16 protein-coding genes are annotated in these 15,870 nt (G+C 71.6%); 15 read left to right on the top strand and 1 reads right to left on the bottom strand.

The window, feature by feature from the left end; translation table 11 throughout:
* The first annotated feature begins 62 nt into the window (after nt 1-62).
* The 13 genes from ACZ8ZB_RS06205 to nusB all read left to right on the top strand — a co-directional run bounded on the left by ACZ8ZB_RS06205 (nt 63) and on the right by nusB (nt 13,249).
* On the top strand, nt 63-515 hold the full coding sequence (locus ACZ8ZB_RS06205) for a DUF948 domain-containing protein (protein ID WP_470736703.1): 453 nt from the start codon (nt 63-65) through the stop codon (nt 513-515).
* A gap of 7 nt (nt 516-522) precedes the next feature.
* Entirely contained in the window at nt 523-903 is a 381-nt protein-coding gene (locus ACZ8ZB_RS06200; protein ID WP_470736702.1) for a hypothetical protein, read from the top strand.
* Nucleotides 903-3,575: an alanine--tRNA ligase gene (gene alaS / locus ACZ8ZB_RS06195; protein WP_470736701.1), complete on the top strand. Its 2,673-nt coding sequence runs from the start codon at nt 903-905 to the stop codon at nt 3,573-3,575. Before ACZ8ZB_RS06200 ends, alaS begins: the two co-directional genes overlap by 1 nt.
* A 35-nt stretch (nt 3,576-3,610) precedes the next feature.
* Nucleotides 3,611-4,075, top strand: a complete 465-nt coding sequence (gene ruvX, locus ACZ8ZB_RS06190) for a Holliday junction resolvase RuvX (protein ID WP_470741428.1) — start codon at nt 3,611-3,613, stop codon at nt 4,073-4,075.
* 127 nt (nt 4,076-4,202) lie between these two features.
* On the top strand, nt 4,203-5,933 hold the full coding sequence (mltG, locus tag ACZ8ZB_RS06185) for an endolytic transglycosylase MltG (protein WP_470736700.1): 1,731 nt from the start codon (nt 4,203-4,205) through the stop codon (nt 5,931-5,933).
* The gene (locus tag ACZ8ZB_RS06180) at nt 5,933-6,760 is read left to right on the top strand and encodes a shikimate dehydrogenase (protein ID WP_470736699.1); all 828 of its coding nucleotides are present in this window, start codon (nt 5,933-5,935) and stop codon (nt 6,758-6,760) included. Before mltG ends, ACZ8ZB_RS06180 begins: the two co-directional genes overlap by 1 nt.
* Before the next feature lie 293 nt (nt 6,761-7,053).
* Nucleotides 7,054-8,238: a chorismate synthase gene (gene aroC / locus ACZ8ZB_RS06175; RefSeq protein ID WP_470736698.1), complete on the top strand. Its 1,185-nt coding sequence runs from the start codon at nt 7,054-7,056 to the stop codon at nt 8,236-8,238.
* Nucleotides 8,235-8,750 (top strand): shikimate kinase, encoded by a 516-nt coding sequence (locus ACZ8ZB_RS06170; RefSeq protein ID WP_470736697.1) that lies wholly within the window; start codon nt 8,235-8,237, stop codon nt 8,748-8,750. The genes aroC and ACZ8ZB_RS06170 overlap by 4 nt, the downstream gene beginning before the upstream one ends.
* Nucleotides 8,747-9,841 (top strand): 3-dehydroquinate synthase, encoded by a 1,095-nt coding sequence (aroB, locus tag ACZ8ZB_RS06165; protein ID WP_470736696.1) that lies wholly within the window; start codon nt 8,747-8,749, stop codon nt 9,839-9,841. Before ACZ8ZB_RS06170 ends, aroB begins: the two co-directional genes overlap by 4 nt.
* Before the next feature lie 130 nt (nt 9,842-9,971).
* Nucleotides 9,972-10,829 (top strand): Pro-rich N-terminal domain-containing protein, encoded by an 858-nt coding sequence (locus tag ACZ8ZB_RS06160; protein ID WP_470736695.1) that lies wholly within the window; start codon nt 9,972-9,974, stop codon nt 10,827-10,829.
* A 245-nt stretch (nt 10,830-11,074) separates the two neighbouring features.
* Complete coding sequence (locus ACZ8ZB_RS06155; RefSeq protein WP_470736694.1) at nt 11,075-12,181, top strand: aminopeptidase P family protein; 1,107 nt, start codon at nt 11,075-11,077, stop codon at nt 12,179-12,181.
* A gap of 70 nt (nt 12,182-12,251) precedes the next feature.
* Entirely contained in the window at nt 12,252-12,818 is a 567-nt protein-coding gene (gene efp, locus ACZ8ZB_RS06150; protein WP_006131211.1) for an elongation factor P, read from the top strand.
* Nucleotides 12,819-12,820: 2 nt separating this feature from the next.
* A complete protein-coding gene (gene nusB / locus ACZ8ZB_RS06145; protein WP_371237153.1) occupies nt 12,821-13,249 on the top strand; it encodes a transcription antitermination factor NusB in 429 nt (142 codons plus the stop codon).
* A 155-nt stretch (nt 13,250-13,404) separates the two neighbouring features.
* On the opposite strand, the gene bldD is transcribed toward nusB, so the two are convergent.
* Complete coding sequence (gene bldD, locus ACZ8ZB_RS06140; RefSeq protein ID WP_019984640.1) at nt 13,405-13,908, bottom strand: transcriptional regulator BldD; 504 nt, start codon at nt 13,906-13,908, stop codon at nt 13,405-13,407.
* Between the two features lie 262 nt (nt 13,909-14,170).
* Between bldD and pyrR the strand changes: the two genes are divergently transcribed.
* Nucleotides 14,171-14,737: a bifunctional pyr operon transcriptional regulator/uracil phosphoribosyltransferase PyrR gene (gene pyrR, locus ACZ8ZB_RS06135; protein WP_470736693.1), complete on the top strand. Its 567-nt coding sequence runs from the start codon at nt 14,171-14,173 to the stop codon at nt 14,735-14,737.
* A 103-nt stretch (nt 14,738-14,840) separates the two neighbouring features.
* Entirely contained in the window at nt 14,841-15,869 is a 1,029-nt protein-coding gene (locus ACZ8ZB_RS06130) for an aspartate carbamoyltransferase catalytic subunit (protein ID WP_470736692.1), read from the top strand.
* The last annotated feature ends 1 nt before the right edge of the window (nt 15,870 follow it).

The following is a 15,870-nucleotide window of genomic DNA, read 5'->3' as shown; positions in this document are numbered from 1 at the left end:
ACCGGCGCGATAGGCTCGACTCCACGACTTTCTCGATGTTCAGGCGCGTTTCAAGGGAGCGGGTGCACACAGTGTCCGGTGGCGAGGTGGCCGGAATCCTGGTGGCCGTGTTCTGGGCGATCCTGGTCTCCTTCCTCGCCGTCGCGCTGGCGAGGCTGGCCCAGACGCTCCGGGCGACCACCAGGCTCGTGGCGGAAGTGACCGACCAGGCCGTCCCCCTGCTGGCGGACGCCTCGGCGGCGGTGCGTTCCGCGCAGACCCAGATCGAACGGGTCGACGCGATCGCCTCCGACGTCCAGGAGGTCACCTCCAACGCCTCCGCGCTGTCGACCACCGTGGCCTCCACCTTCGGCGGCCCCCTGGTAAAGGTCGCCGCCTTCGGCTACGGCGTGCGCCGCGCCGTCAGCGGCCGCAAGGACGACGCCCCGGCCAGGGAGCCGAGGCGCGACGTGATCGTGGGCCGCACCGTCCCGGGCGCGCGGCGTGACAAGCGGACCCGGGGAAAGAAGGACTGACCCAGAGATGTTCCGCCGAACGTTCTGGTTCACCAGCGGCGTCGCCGCCGGAGTGTGGGCCACCACCAAGGTCAACCGCAAGATCAGGCAGCTGACGCCCGAGCACCTCGCCGTCACCGCGGCGAACAAGGCGATCGAGGCCGGCGGCCGGCTCAAGGACCGCGCGGTCGACTTCGCGCTCGAGGTCCGCGACCACATGGCCCGGCGCGAGGCCGAACTGGGCGACGCGCTCGGTCTCAACGCCCCCGTCGACCGCGAACTCCCCGCGCCCCGCGGCTACGCCGTCATCGAGAACCGCAACAGCACCAAGTACGTCGAGGGCCCGGCGCGGAAGCCGGCGCACCCGACGTACCCGACGTACCCGTACAACCGGAATGAGGACCACTGATGGAGTCGGCCGAGATCCGCCGCCGCTGGCTGAGCTTCTTCGAGGAGCGCGGGCACACCGTCGTCCCTTCGGCGTCGCTCATCGCGGACGACCCGACTCTGCTGCTCGTCCCGGCCGGCATGGTGCCCTTCAAGCCCTACTTCCTGGGCGAGGTCAAGCCGCCCTTCGACCGCGCCACCAGCGTGCAGAAGTGCGTGCGCACCCCCGACATCGAAGAGGTCGGCAAGACGACCCGGCACGGCACGTTCTTCCAGATGTGCGGCAACTTCTCCTTCGGCGACTACTTCAAGGAAGGCGCCGTCAAGCTCGCCTGGGAGCTGCTCACCAGCCCCCAGGACAAGGGCGGTTACGGGCTCGACCCCGAGCGCCTGTGGATCACCGTCTACCAGGACGACGACGAGGCCGAGCGGATCTGGCGCGACGTCGTCGGCGTGCCCGCCGAGCGCATCCAGCGCCTGGGCAAGAAGGACAACTTCTGGTCCATGGGCGTCCCCGGCCCCTGTGGCCCCTGTTCCGAGATCAACTACGACCGCGGCCCCGAGTTCGGCGCCGAGGGCGGCCCCGCCGTCAACGACGAGCGGTACGTGGAGATCTGGAACCTCGTCTTCATGCAGTACGAGCGGGGCGAGGGCACCGGCAAGGACGACTTCGAGATCCTCGGAGACCTGCCGAGCAAGAACATCGACACCGGCCTCGGTCTCGAGCGGCTCGCCATGATTCTGCAGGGCGTGCAGAACATGTACGAGATCGACACCTCCATGGCCGTCATCGACAAGGCCACCGAGCTGACCGGGGTCCGCTACGGCGACGCCCAGTCCTCGGACGTCTCCCTGCGCGTGGTCACCGACCACATGCGCACCTCCGTGATGCTCATCGGCGACGGCGTCACCCCCGGCAACGAGGGCCGCGGCTACGTGCTGCGCCGCATCATGCGCCGCGCCATCCGCAACATGCGCCTGCTCGGCGCCACCGGCCCGGTCGTCAAGGACCTCGTCGACGTCGTCATCGGCATGATGGGACAGCAGTACCCGGAGCTGGTCACCGACCGCGAGCGGATCGAGAAGGTCGCCCTCGCGGAGGAGAACGCCTTCCTCAAGACGCTGAAGGCCGGCACCAACATCCTCGACACCGCCGTCAGCGACACCAAGGCCGCCGGCGGCACCGTCCTGGGCGGCGACAAGGCCTTCCTGCTCCACGACACCTGGGGCTTCCCGATCGACCTCACCCTGGAGATGGCCGCCGAACAGGGCCTGTCCGTGGACGAGGAGGGCTTCCGGCGCCTGATGAAGGAGCAGCGGGAGCGCGCCAAGGCCGACGCCCAGGCCAAGAAGACCGGCCACGCCGACCTCGGCGCCTACCGCGAGATCGCCGACCGCGCCGGTGCCACCGACTTCATCGGCTACACCGACACCGAGGGCGAGTCCACCGTCGTCGGCATCCTCGTCGACGGCGTCTCCTCGCCGGCCGCCACCGAGGGCGACGAGGTCGAGGTCGTCCTCGACCGCACCCCCTTCTACGCCGAGGGCGGCGGCCAGATCGGCGACACCGGCCGCATCAAGGTCGACACCGGCGCCGTCATCGAGATCCGCGACTGCCAGAAGCCGGTGCCGGGCGTGTACGTCCACAAGGGCGTCGTCCAGGTCGGCGAGGTCACCGTCGGGGCCAAGGCCCACGCCTCCATCGACGGCCGCCGCCGTACGGCCATCGCCCGCGCCCACTCGGCCACCCACCTCACCCACCAGGCGCTGCGCGACGCCCTCGGCCCGACGGCCGCCCAGGCCGGCTCCGAGAACCAGCCCGGCCGCTTCCGCTTCGACTTCGGCTCCCCGTCCGCAGTGCCGACGGCCGTGATGACCGACGTCGAGCAGAAGATCAACGAGGTGCTCGCCCGCGACCTCGACGTGCGCGCCGACGTCATGGGCATCGACGAGGCCAAGAAGCAGGGAGCCATCGCCGAGTTCGGCGAGAAGTACGGCGAACGCGTGCGCGTCGTGACCATCGGCGACTTCTCCAAGGAGCTGTGCGGCGGCACCCACGTGCACAACACCGCCCAGCTGGGGCTGGTGAAGCTGCTCGGCGAGTCGTCCATCGGCTCCGGTGTGCGCCGCATCGAGGCCCTGGTCGGCGTGGACGCCTACAACTTCCTCGCCCGTGAGCACACGGTCGTCGCCCAGCTCCAGGAGCTGATCAAGGGCCGTCCGGAGGAGCTCCCGGAGAAGGTCTCCGCCATGCTCGGCAAGCTGAAGGACGCCGAGAAGGAGATCGAGAGGTTCCGCGCCGAGAAGGTGCTCCAGGCCGCCGCCGGTCTCGCCGAGTCCGCCAAGGACGTCCGCGGCATCGCCCTCGTCACCGGCCAGGTCCCCGACGGCACCACGGCGGACGACCTGCGCAAGCTGGTCCTCGACGTGCGGGGCCGCATCCAGGGCGGCCGGGCCGCCGTGGTCGCCCTGTTCACCGTGAACAACGGCAAGCCGCTGACGGTCATCGCCACCAACGAGGCCGCCCGCGAGCGCGGTCTCAAGGCCGGTGACCTGGTCCGCACCGCCGCCAAGACCCTCGGCGGCGGCGGTGGCGGCAAGCCGGACGTCGCCCAGGGCGGTGGCCAGAACCCCGCCGCCGTCGGCGAGGCCGTCGACGCCGTCGAGCGGCTCGTGGCGGACACCGCCAAGTGAACGACCCGGTGAACGAGCAGGCGGGCGGCCCGGTGATGCGCCGGGGCCGCCGTCTCGCGATCGACGTCGGGGACGCCCGCATCGGGGTCGCCTCGTGCGACCCCGACGGGATCCTCGCCACGCCGGTCGAGACCGTCCCCGGCCGGGACGTCCCCGCCGCGCACCGCCGGCTGCGGCAACTCGTCGAGGAGTACGAGCCGATCGAGGTCGTCGTCGGCCTCCCCCGTTCCCTCAAGGGGGGCGAGGGCCCGGCCGCGGCCAAGGTCAGGGGTTTCACGCAGGAGCTGGCCCGTGGCATCGCACCCGTTCCGGTGCGCCTGGTCGACGAACGGATGACCACGGTCACGGCGAGCCAGGGGCTGCGCGCCTCCGGCGTCAGGTCCAGGAAGGGCCGCTCGGTCATCGACCAGGCCGCCGCTGTGGTCATCCTCCAGCAGGCGCTGGAATCCGAACGGGTGTCAGGCAGACCACCCGGTGAGGGCGTCGAAGTGGTCATCTGATCGCGGTACGGTAACGTTCCGCGCGATGCGGTCGGTGTTCGAACAGCCGCCGCACAGAAAGAGACGGTACGGGAGCCGTGGTCTTCAGGCGGCCGCGCGCCCGCCGCCTCGCGGCTCTAGGGGATCGATGACTGAGTATGGCCGGGGCCAGGGCTCCGAACCGTGGCATCCGGACGACCCGTTGTACGGGGACGGCGGATGGGGTGGGCAGCAGACCCAGCAGGGCCAGTACTCCCAGCAGGGTCAGCAGTCCCCCTACGGCGGCCAGCCACAGCACTATCCGCAGCAGCCGCAGACGCATCAGCAGTACGGCGACTGGGGCGCCGGGGAGCAGTACGGGTACGGCGGACAGCAGCACGACCAGCAGCAACAGTCCCAGTACGACCAGCAGTCCCAGTACGGCCAGCAGCAGTCCCAGTACGACCAGCAGCAGTACGCCCCTCGGCAGCAACAGCCGCAGTACGACCAGAACGGCTGGCCCACGGGCTCCCACCCGCAGGACCCCTACGCCGCCGACCCGACGGACCCGTACGCGCAGCAGGCCGGGACGTACGGCGGGGAGCAGGCCGACCACTACGGCACGCCCGATGCCTACCCGCCGCCCGAGCCCCCCGGCCGCCGCACCGAACCCGAGCCGCAGAAGGACTGGGACCCGGGCCCCGACCAGGGCGAACACGCCTTCTTCGCGGGCGGTGGCGACGACGGTGACGCGGCCGACGACGAGCCGGACGACCGGAGCGGGCGCGGCGACCGCCGGGGCCGGGGCGGCAAGGAGAAGAAGCGACGCAGCGGCCTGGCCTGCCTCGTCGTGGTCGTGGTCCTCGGCGGCGGCCTCGCGGGTGTCGGCTACTTCGGCTACCAGTTCTACCAGGATCGTTTCGGCAGCGCCCCGGACTTCGCGGGGGACGGCAACGGCGAGCAGGTGACCGTCGTCATCCCCAAGGGCTCCCTCGGGTACGCCATCGGCCAGGAGCTCAAGAAGATGGGCGTGGTCAAGAGCGTCGACGCCTTCGTCGCGGCCCAGGCGGCCAACCCGCAGGGCAAGAGCATCCAGGACGGCGTCTACACGCTGCAGAAGGAGATGTCGGCCGCGAGCGCGGTCGAGCTGATGCTCAGCCCCGAGAGCCGCAACAACCTGGTCATCGCCGAGGGCAAGCGCAACGTCGCCGTCTACGAGCTCATCGACAAGCGCCTCGAGCTGGACAAGGGCACCACGGCCAAGGTCGCCGAGAGCGAGTGGAAGACCCTGGGTCTGCCCGACTGGGCCGTGAACCACGAGGACGTCAAGGATCCGCTGGAGGGCTTCCTCTACCCGTCCAGTTACTCCGTCGCCAAGGGCCAGAAACCCGAGGACGTACTGAAGCAGATGGTGGCTCGTGCCACCGAGAAGTACGAGGAGCTGGGCTTCGAGGGCAAGGCCGGGAGCCTCGGTCTCGAAGGACCGTGGGAACTGGTGACGGTCGCGAGCCTGGTGCAGGCGGAGGGCAAGACCCACGACGACTTCCGCAAGATGTCCGAGGTGATCTACAACCGTCTCAAGCCCACCAACACCGAGACGAACCAGGAGCTGCAGTTCGACTCGACCTTCAACTACCTCCTGGGCCAGAGCGAGATCGACATCTCCGAGTCGGAGATCAACAGCAACCCCGATCCGTACAACACGTACACCAACAAGGGCCTGCCGCCCGGCCCGATCGGCAACCCGGGCGAGGAGGCCCTGCAGGCCGCGCTGGACCCGACGAGCGACGGCTGGATGTACTTCGTCGCCACGGACGGCATGCACAAGACCGAGTTCGCCAGGACCATCGCCGAGCACCAGAAGCTCGTCGACAAGTTCAACGCGTCGAGGGGCAACTGATGTCCGCCACCCGCAGAGCCGCCGTGCTCGGCTCGCCGATCGCCCACTCGCTCTCCCCGGTGCTGCACCGCGCCGCCTACGCCGAGCTGGGCCTGGAAGGCTGGACGTACGACCGTTTCGAGGTCGACGAGAAGTCCCTGCCCGGCTTCTTCGACACGCTCGGGACCGAGTGGGCGGGACTGTCGCTGACCATGCCGCTGAAGCGGGCGGTGATCCCGCTGCTCGACTCGGTCAGCGAGACCGCGGCCTCGGTCGAGGCGGTCAACACGGTCGTCCTCACGCCGGACGGCCGCCGGACCGGCGACAACACCGACATCCCCGGAATGATCGCCGCCCTGCGCGAGCACGGCATCGACAAGGTGGAGACGGCCGCCATCATCGGCGCGGGCGCCACCGCCTCCTCCGCCCTCGCCGCACTGGCCCGGATCTGCACGGGCGAGGTCACCGTCCACGTCCGCAGCGAGGCCCGCGCGGCGGAGATGCGGGAGTGGGCCGAGCGGCTCGACGTCACGGTGCGCATCGCCGCCTGGGACGACGCCGAGCAGGCCCTGCACGCCCCGCTGGTCGTCAGCACCACCCCGGCCGGTGTCACGGACGCCCTCGCGGGGGCCGTCCCGGAGCGCCCGACGGCCCTCTTCGACGTGCTCTACGACCCGTGGCCGACGGTTCTCGCCGCCCGCTGGTCGGCGTACGGGGGCGCCGTGGTCAGCGGGCTGGACCTGCTGGTGCACCAGGCGGTGCTCCAGGTGGAGCAGATGACGGGGTGCTCACCGGCCCCGCTGGACGCCATGCGAAAAGCGGGGGAGCGGGCGCTCGCGGCCCGATAGCATCCACCCTCGGTTCCGCAGGCGGCGCCCCGCCCGGCCCGGCAGCCGAGCGGCGCCGACTCCCTCGGCGCCTACGCCCCCGGCCCCGCCAGGGCGCCCGCCCGGCCTGATTCCTCCACCGCCCGGCCCGTGACCTCGCCCGTCCGCCTGATGGACCGGCGGCCGGGCGCCCGGCCCGGACGTGGGAGGATCGGAGACGGCGGACCGGGGCCGCGCACCCCGTCACGCCACAGCCGTGCACGAGGACACGTGTACGCAGGGCAGTACCGGGGCGCGAGCATGGAGGAGCACCGTTGAGCAGGTTGCGCTGGCTGACCGCGGGGGAGTCGCACGGTCCCGCACTCGTCGCGACGCTGGAGGGTCTTCCCGCCGGCGTACCGATCACCACCGACATGGTGGCGGACCACCTCGCGAGGCGGCGGCTGGGCTACGGTCGCGGCGCCCGGATGAAGTTCGAGCGCGACGAGGTCACCTTCCTCGGCGGCGTCCGGCACGGTCTGACCCTCGGTTCCCCGGTCGCGGTCATGGTGGGCAACACCGAGTGGCCGAAGTGGGAGCAGGTCATGGCGGCCGACCCGGTCGACCCGGAGGTGCTGGCCGGCCTGGCGCGCAACGCCCCGCTGACCCGCCCCCGCCCCGGCCACGCCGACCTGGCCGGCATGCAGAAGTACGGCTTCGACGAGGCCCGGCCGATCCTGGAGCGCGCCTCCGCCCGCGAGACCGCCGCCCGGGTGGCGCTGGGCGCGGTGGCGCGGTCGTACCTGAAGGAGACGGCCGGCGTCGAGATCGTCAGCCACGTCGTCGAGCTGGCCGCGGCCAAGGCGCCGTACGGCGTGTACCCGACCCCCGCCGACGTGGAGCGGCTGGACGAGGACCCGGTGCGCTGCCTGGACGCGGACGCCTCGAAGGCGATGGTCGCCGAGATCGACCAGGCCCACAAGGACGGCGACACCCTCGGCGGCGTGGTCGAGGTGCTGGCGTACGGCGTCCCGGTCGGCCTCGGCTCCCACGTCCACTGGGACCGCCGCCTGGACGCGCGCCTGGCCGCCGCCCTCATGGGCATCCAGGCGATCAAGGGCGTCGAGGTCGGTGACGGCTTCGACCTCGCCCGCGTGCCCGGCTCCAAGGCGCACGACGAGATCCTCGCCACCGACCAGGGCATCAAGCGCGCCTCAGGACGCTCCGGCGGCACCGAGGGCGGACTGACCACCGGCGAGCTGCTGCGCGTACGCGCGGCGATGAAGCCCATCGCCACCGTGCCGCGGGCGCTGAAGACCGTGGACGTCGTCACCGGCGAGGAGGCCGCCGCCCACCACCAGCGCTCCGACGTGTGCGCCGTGCCGGCCGCCGGCATCGTCGCGGAGGCGATGGTCGCCCTGGTCCTCGCGGACGCGGTCGCGGAGAAGTTCGGCGGCGACAGCGTCACCGAGACCCGCCGCAACGTGACGTCGTACCTCGAGAACCTGGCCGTCCGATGAGCTCGCCGGTCATCGTGCTGGTCGGCCCGATGGGCGTGGGCAAGTCCACCGTGGGCCGGCTGCTGGCCGAGCGTCTGGGCGTCGCCTACCGCGACACCGACGACGACATCGTCACCGCCGAGGGCCGGGCCATCGCCGACATCTTCGTCGACGAGGGCGAGCCCGCCTTCCGCGCCATCGAGAAGCGCGCGGTGCGCACCGCGCTCACCGAGCACGAGGGCGTCCTGGCGCTCGGCGGCGGCGCGATCCTCGACGCCGACACGCGTGCGCTGCTCGCGGGCCTGCGGGTCGTCTACCTGTCGATGGACGTCGAGGAAGCGGTCAGGCGCACCGGTCTGGGCGTCGCCCGCCCGCTCCTCGCGGTCAACCCGCGCAAGCAGTGGCGCGAGCTGATGGAAGCCCGCCGGCACCTGTACGAGGAAGCCGCCACGGCCGTCGTGCCGACCGACGGCCGCACGCCCGAGGAAGTCACCGAGGCAGCCCTGAACGCACTGGAGTTGAAGGACGCATGAGCAGCGAGGCAGTGACGCGGATCCGCATCGGCGGCACGGCGGGCACCGACCCCTACGAGGTCCTGGTGGGCCGCCGGCTCCTGGGCGAACTGGGCGGGCTGGTCGGTGAGAAGGCCAAGCGGGTCGCGGTCGTGCACCCCGAGGCACTCGCCGAGACCGGCGACGCCCTCCGCGCGGACCTGGCCGACCAGGGCTACGAGGCGATCGCCATCCAGGTGCCCAACGCGGAGGAGGCCAAGACCGCCGAGGTCGCCGCCTACTGCTGGAAGGCGCTGGGCCAGTCCGGCTTCACCCGCACCGACGTCATCGTCGGCGTGGGCGGCGGCGCCACGACGGACCTGGCCGGCTTCGTGGCCGCCACCTGGCTGCGCGGGGTCCGCTGGATCGCCGTCCCGACCACGGTGCTCGCCATGGTGGACGCGGCCGTGGGCGGCAAGACCGGCATCAACACGGCCGAGGGCAAGAACCTGGTGGGCGCCTTCCACCCGCCCGCCGGCGTGCTGTGCGACCTGGCCGCCCTGGACTCCCTTCCGGTCAACGACTACGTCTCCGGACTCGCCGAGGTCATCAAAGCCGGTTTCATCGCCGACCCGGTGATCCTGGACCTCATCGAGTCCGACCCCCAGGCCGCCCGCACCCCGGCGGGCCCGCACACCGCGGAACTGATCGAGCGCTCGATCAGGGTCAAGGCGGACGTCGTCTCCTCGGACCTGAAGGAGTCGGGTCTCCGCGAGATCCTGAACTACGGTCACACCCTCGGCCACGCCATCGAGAAGAACGAGCGCTACAAGTGGCGCCACGGCGCGGCGGTCTCCGTCGGCATGCACTTCGCCGCCGAACTGGGCCGCCTCGCGGGCCGCCTGGACGACGCCACCGCGGACCGCCACCGCACGGTCCTCGAGTCGGTCGGCCTCCCCCTGCACTACCGCTACGACCAGTGGCCCAAGCTGCTGGAGACCATGAAGGTCGACAAGAAGTCCCGCGGCGACCTGCTGCGCTTCATCGTCCTCGACGGCCTGGCCAGGCCCACGGTGCTCGAAGGTCCGGACCCGGCCGTGCTGCTCGCCGCGTACGGCGAGGTCGGCGAGTAGCACCCCGGGCACTCATCACCGCCCCCGGCCGTTCACACAACGACGGCAGGGGGCGGTACCGTTCGGTAGCACGCGGGTCCTCCCCCCGCTGTCAGCGCCCCATCGCCTGTACGAGACGGAGTGGCACCGGATGCAGCACGCAGTGGGTTCTCCGCTGCCGCCGCCCCACCAGCCGGGGCACGGACCGGCCATCGGCTGGTCACCGGCCGCACACCACCCGGGCCAGCACCCGGGCCCCGCCCCAGCGCCCGTGCCTCCTCCGGCACCGGGCTACCCCGCGCCTCCGCCCGGCCCCACCCCGCCCCCCACGGGCCCGCGGCACGCCTCGATGCCCCCGCCGCCGGACACCACCGGCCACGTACCGCTGCCGCCCGGCGCCCCGGTCGCCATGCCCAGTCCGCCGCAGGCCCCTGCCGCGCCCGACCCGGCCGGCACGATCCTCGCGGTGCTGCTCATAGGCCCCGCGGGCGCCGGCAAGACGAGCGTGGCCAAGTACTGGGCGGACCACCGCCGCGTGCCGACCGCCCACATCAGCCTCGACGACGTGCGCGAGTGGGTCCGCTCCGGGTTCGCCGACCCGCAGTCCGGGTGGAACGACCACTCGGAGGCGCAGTACCGCCTGGCCCGCCGCACCTGCGGATTCGCGGCGCGCAACTTCCTCGCCAACGGGATCTCGTGCATCCTCGACGACGCGGTCTTCCCCGACCGGCCCGTCGTCGGCCTCGGCGGCTGGAAGCGGCACGTGGGCCCCGGCCTGTTGCCGGTCGTCCTCCTCCCGGGCCTGGACATCGTCCTGGAGCGCAACGCCGAACGCTCCGGCAACCGCCGCCTCACCGATGAGGAGGTGGCCCGCATCCACGGCCGTATGGCCGGCTGGTACGGCTCGGGTCTCCCCATCATCGACAACTCCCAGCTGGACATACCGGAAACGGCCCGCGTCCTGGACGACGTCCTGGCCCGCGCGATGGCGAGCCCCCCGCAGTGGTGAACGCGGGACTCCCGTAGCCGCCCGAGCCGGTGCCGACCGGGGCGCGCGGTCCCGGGGCCCAAGACACCGGGGAGGCACGGCCGTCCGCGGTCGCGTGGCGTGGCAGGCCAGGACGCTCCCGCAGACGCCGACGGGCGGGAGCGGGGTGCGGTGGTGCGGCGGAGGACGCTCACCCGGACCCCGCGGCACCCCCACTCGGCCCCGCTCGACCGGCGGCATCCGGCCGCCGCTCCTACGCTCGAAGAATGTCAGAGGTCTACGCGGTCCGCCGGACGCGGCTACGGGAATGCTGCAACGCGGGTGGCAGCGCGGCGGCGCTGGTGTCCCGGCCCGCAAACGTGCGCTACCTCGCCGGCGCCGCCCCCGAGGGCGCCGTGCTGCTGCTGGGCGGAACCGAGGACCTGCTGGTGTGCGCCGCCCCACCCGACGACCGCTCACCGCAGGGCCGCCCCGACGACTCGCTGCGCGTGCACGTCGTCCCCGGCGACGGCGGCGACGCCGCCGTCACGGCCGCCGGCCTCGCGGTCGGCCAGGGCGTCGACTCCCTCGCCGTCGAGGAGCACCACCTCACCGTGACCCGCCACCGCGCGATCCGCGACGTCGCCCCCCGCCTCCGTCTCGCCGACGTCGGCTGCGCGGTCGAACAGCTCCGCGTCGTCAAGGACGAGGAGGAGATCTCCTGTCTCCGCATCGGCGCGGAGATCACCGACCAGGCCCTCGGAGAACTCCTGGAGTCCATCCTCGTCGGCCGCACCGAACGCCACCTCGCCCTGGAACTCGAGCGCCGCCTGGTCGACCACGGCGCCGACGGCCCCGCCTTCCCCACCTCCGTGGCCACCGGCCCGAACGCCGGCCGCCCCGGCCACCGCCCCACCGACCGCCGCGTGGAGGAGGGCGACTTCCTCTCCGTCTGCCTCGGCGCCACCTACCGCGGCTACCGCTGCGAGATCGGCCGCACGTTCGTCATCGGCACGGCTCCCGCGGACTGGCAGATCGAGCTGTACGACCTCGTCTTCTCCGCCCAGCGGGCGGGCCGGGAGTCCCTGGTGCCGGGCGCCGCCTGCCGTGACGTGGACCGCGCGGCACGCCACGTCCTGGATTCCGCCGGGTACGCCGGGGCGCTCCCCGAGCTCACCGGTCACGGCGTGGGACTCGAAATCGACGAGGACCCTCAATTGACACCCTCGGCCATGGGTAAACTGGACGCTTGTGTGCCGGTCACCGTCGAACCGGGGGTCCACCTCCCGGGCCGGGGCGGAGTCCGGATCGATGACACGCTCGTCGTACGCCCCGAGGCGGACGGCGGACCCGAGCTACTCACCATCACGACCAAGGAGCTGCTCGCGCTCTAGCCCTGAGCTGGGCGCGGGCGCACGCCCCGGCCGTCGTCCACGTCAGTCCAGTCCAGGAGATTCCGCAACCGTGGCTTCCACGAACGACCTCAAGAACGGCATGGTGCTCAAGCTCGAAGGCGGCCAGCTCTGGTCCGTCGTCGAGTTCCAGCACGTCAAGCCCGGCAAGGGCCCGGCCTTCGTGCGCACCAAGCTCAAGAACGTGCTTTCCGGCAAGGTCGTCGACAAGACCTTCAACGCCGGCGTCAAGGTCGAAACGGCCACCGTCGACAAGCGCGACATGCAGTTCTCCTACATGGACGGCGACTACTTCGTCTTCATGGACATGGAGACCTACGACCAGCTCATGGTCGACCGCAAGGCCGTCGGCGACGCCGCCAACTTCCTCGTCGAGGGCTTCACCGCCACCGTCGCCCAGCACGAGGGCGAGGTGCTCTTCGTCGAGCTGCCGGCCGCCGTCGAGCTGACCATCCAGGAGACCGAGCCGGGCGTCCAGGGCGACCGCTCCACCGGCGGCACCAAGCCGGCCACGCTGGAGACCGGCCACCAGATCCAGGTCCCGCTCTTCATCACCACCGGTGAGAAGATCAAGGTCGACACCCGTACCAGCGACTACCTCGGCCGGGTGAACAGCTAACCGTGGCTGCCCGCAACACGGCCCGCAAACGCGCCTTCCAGATCATCTTCGAGGGCGACCAGCGCGGCGCCGAGGTCCTGACCGTCCTCGCCGACTGGGTCCGGCACGCCCGGTCCGACACCCGGCAGCCGCCGGTGAGCGAGTACACGATGCAGCTCGTCGAGGGCTACGCGGAGCACGCGAAGCGCATCGACGAGCTGCTCGCCCAGTACTCGGTCGGCTGGACGCTCGACCGGATGCCGGTCGTCGACCGCAGCATTCTGCGGCTGGGCGCCTACGAGCTGATCTGGGTCGACGAGACCCCGGACGCCGTCGTCCTCGACGAGATGGTGCAGCTGGCGAAGGAGTTCTCGACGGACGAGTCGCCCTCCTTCGTGAACGGGCTGCTCGGCCGGCTCAAGGAGCTCAAGCCGTCCTTGCGCCGGGAGTAGGAGCCGTTCCGCGGGGGCGTGGAACCGCGCGCCCGGCCTTCGACGGCCCGCGGCCGGCGAGAGGCCGCGCTCGGCTGACGAAAAACCGCCGGGGTGGCGGAACCTCATGAGGTTCCGCCACCCCGGCGGCACGTTTCTGCGTACCCGCGGAGCGGTTACGCCTCCTCGTGCGCGGCCACCGCGCGGCGGGCGTCCGCGTCCAGGACGCCCCAGCTGATCAGCTGCTCGGTGAGGACCGAGGGCGACTGGTCGTAGATGACGGCGAGGGTGCGCAGGTCGTCCTGGCGGATCGAGAGCACCTTGCCGTTGTAGTCACCGCGCTGCGACTGGATCGTCGCCGCGTACCGCTGCAGCGGGCCCGCCTTCTCGGCCGGCACCGTGGCCAGCCGCTCCAGGTCCAGGACCAGCTTCGGCGGCGGCTCGGCGGCGCCGCCCGGGGTCGTACCGGGCAGCAGCTCCTGCACCGGGACACCGTAGAAGTCCGCCAGCTCCGCGAGGCGCTGCACGGTCACGGCGCGGTCGCCGCGCTCGTACGAACCGACCACGACCGCCTTCCAGCGGCCCTGGGACTTCTCCTCGACACCGTGGAGGGAAAGGCCCTGCTGGGTGCGGATCGCCCGGAGCTTGGCCCCGAGCTGTTTGGCGTATTCGCTGGACATATAGCTCCCCGGCACTGTGTCGACGCGGCTCTGGCTGATTTCCATGCCGCGGCTGGTAACTCACTGTGAGGTTACGCAGCGTTACTCTCATGCGTCAAGCCGAATGGTCCACACCGACTCTTCCGTGGTAGCGAAGATCGGCTACGCCATTGGAGTGATCGGGGGTGTCGCTCCGCGCGGATCCCGGCCTGATAGCCTGAGTGACGCAATCCGACGTCCTTTAAGGTCCGTCCCGTGAGGCGGAGAAGGAGGTCCGTTTCACATGGACACGCAGAACACGCAGTCCGATGCGCGGCCCGTTCTCGAAGGCCCCGACATCGCGCGGGTGCTGACCCGCATCGCCCACGAGATCGTCGAACGCGCCAAGGGCGCCGACGACGTGGTGCTCCTCGGCATCCCGACCCGAGGCGTCTTCCTCGCCCAGCGGCTCGCCGCCAAGCTGGAGCAGATCACCGAGCGCAAGGTCCCGGTCGGCTCGCTGGACATCACCATGTACCGCGACGACCTGCGCATGCACCCGCCGCGTGCGCTGGCCCGCACCGAGATCCCCGGTGACGGCATCGACGGCCGGCTGGTCGTCCTCGTCGACGACGTGCTCTTCTCCGGCCGCACCATCCGCGCCGCCCTCGACGCGCTGAACGACATCGGGCGCCCCCGCGCGGTGCAGCTCGCCGTCCTCGTCGACCGCGGCCACCGCGAACTGCCCATCCGCGCCGACTACGTCGGCAAGAACCTTCCCACGTCGCTGCGGGAGACGGTCAAGGTCCTGCTCGCCGAGGAGGACGGTCGCGACACCGTGCTGCTCGGCGCCAAGCGGGCCTCCCAGTAGCACCGCGGAGCGCACGCCGACGGCGTGCGCCGGCCCGGCACGCCCACGCGCGTACCCGTCTGCCCGATTTCGCCACATTGAACTGCCTTACGGAGCCTGACAGATGCAGCGTCATCTCATCTCGGCCGCCGACCTCACCCGCGACGACGCCGTCCTGATCCTCGACACCGCCGAGGAGATGGCCCGGGTCGCCGACCGGCCGATCAAGAAACTCCCGACCCTGCGCGGCCGGACCGTGGTCAACCTCTTCTTCGAGGACTCCACCCGCACCCGGATCTCCTTCGAGGCCGCCGAGAAGCGGCTCTCCGCGGACGTCATCAACTTCACCGCCAAGGGCTCCAGCGTCTCCAAGGGCGAGTCCCTGAAGGACACCGCCCAGACCCTGGAGGCCATGGGCGTCGACGCCGTGGTCATCCGGCACGGCGCCTCCGGAGCCCCGTACCGGCTGGCCACCTCCGGCTGGATCGACGCCCACGTCATCAACGCGGGCGACGGCACCCACCAGCACCCCACCCAGGCCCTCCTCGACGCCTTCACCATGCGGCGCCGGCTGGTCGGCCGGGACGCCGGGCTCGGACAGGACCTGTCCGGGCGGCGCATCACGATCGTCGGCGACGTCCTGCACAGCAGGGTCGCCCGGTCCAACGTCGACCTGCTGCACACCCTGGGCGCCGAGGTCACCCTCGTCGCCCCGCCGACCCTGCTGCCGGTCGGTGTCGACACCTGGCCCTGCGAGGTGTCGTACGACCTCGACTCGACGCTGACCAAGTCCGACGCGGTGATGATGCTGCGCGTCCAGCGCGAGAGGATGAACGCCGCGTTCTTCCCCACCGAGCGGGAGTACTCGCGCCGCTACGGCCTCGACGGCGACCGCATGGCGCGGATGCCCGAGCACGCCATCGTGATGCACCCCGGCCCGATGGTCCGCGGCATGGAGATCACCGCCGAGGTCGCGGACTCCGACCGCTGCACCGTGATCGAACAGGTCGCCAACGGCGTCTCCGTCCGGATGGCCGTCCTGTACCTGCTCCTTGGCGGCAACGAACCCGCCCTCGCCCACCCGTCGCCCACCGCCCTTGCGACGAGGCGCTTCGCGCCCGCCCCCGGACCCCGCACCACCGAGGAGAAGTAAG

Source organism: Streptomyces sp. 12E (assembly GCF_055633275.1).
The sequence above is the reverse complement of the archived record's forward strand: the minus strand, read 5'-3'. Positions and strand labels throughout refer to the sequence as shown.

What these genes read in the sequence shown, in the direction of transcription:
- ACZ8ZB_RS06200 (WP_470736702.1), top strand. Translation starts at nt 523, where the DNA reads ATGTTCCGCCGAACGTTCTGGTTCACCAGCGGCGTCGCCGCCGGAGTG.
- alaS (WP_470736701.1), top strand. Translation starts at nt 903, where the DNA reads ATGGAGTCGGCCGAGATCCGCCGCCGCTGGCTGAGCTTCTTCGAGGAG.
- ruvX (WP_470741428.1), top strand. Translation starts at nt 3,611, where the DNA reads ATGCGCCGGGGCCGCCGTCTCGCGATCGACGTCGGGGACGCCCGCATC.
- mltG (WP_470736700.1), top strand. Translation starts at nt 4,203, where the DNA reads ATGACTGAGTATGGCCGGGGCCAGGGCTCCGAACCGTGGCATCCGGAC.
- ACZ8ZB_RS06180 (WP_470736699.1), top strand. Translation starts at nt 5,933, where the DNA reads ATGTCCGCCACCCGCAGAGCCGCCGTGCTCGGCTCGCCGATCGCCCAC.
- ACZ8ZB_RS06170 (WP_470736697.1), top strand. Translation starts at nt 8,235, where the DNA reads ATGAGCTCGCCGGTCATCGTGCTGGTCGGCCCGATGGGCGTGGGCAAG.
- aroB (WP_470736696.1), top strand. Translation starts at nt 8,747, where the DNA reads ATGAGCAGCGAGGCAGTGACGCGGATCCGCATCGGCGGCACGGCGGGC.
- ACZ8ZB_RS06160 (WP_470736695.1), top strand. Translation starts at nt 9,972, where the DNA reads ATGCAGCACGCAGTGGGTTCTCCGCTGCCGCCGCCCCACCAGCCGGGG.
- ACZ8ZB_RS06155 (WP_470736694.1), top strand. Translation starts at nt 11,075, where the DNA reads ATGTCAGAGGTCTACGCGGTCCGCCGGACGCGGCTACGGGAATGCTGC.
- bldD (WP_019984640.1), bottom strand. Translation starts at nt 13,908, where the DNA reads ATGTCCAGCGAATACGCCAAACAGCTCGGGGCCAAGCTCCGGGCGATC.
- pyrR (WP_470736693.1), top strand. Translation starts at nt 14,171, where the DNA reads ATGGACACGCAGAACACGCAGTCCGATGCGCGGCCCGTTCTCGAAGGC.
- ACZ8ZB_RS06130 (WP_470736692.1), top strand. Translation starts at nt 14,841, where the DNA reads ATGCAGCGTCATCTCATCTCGGCCGCCGACCTCACCCGCGACGACGCC.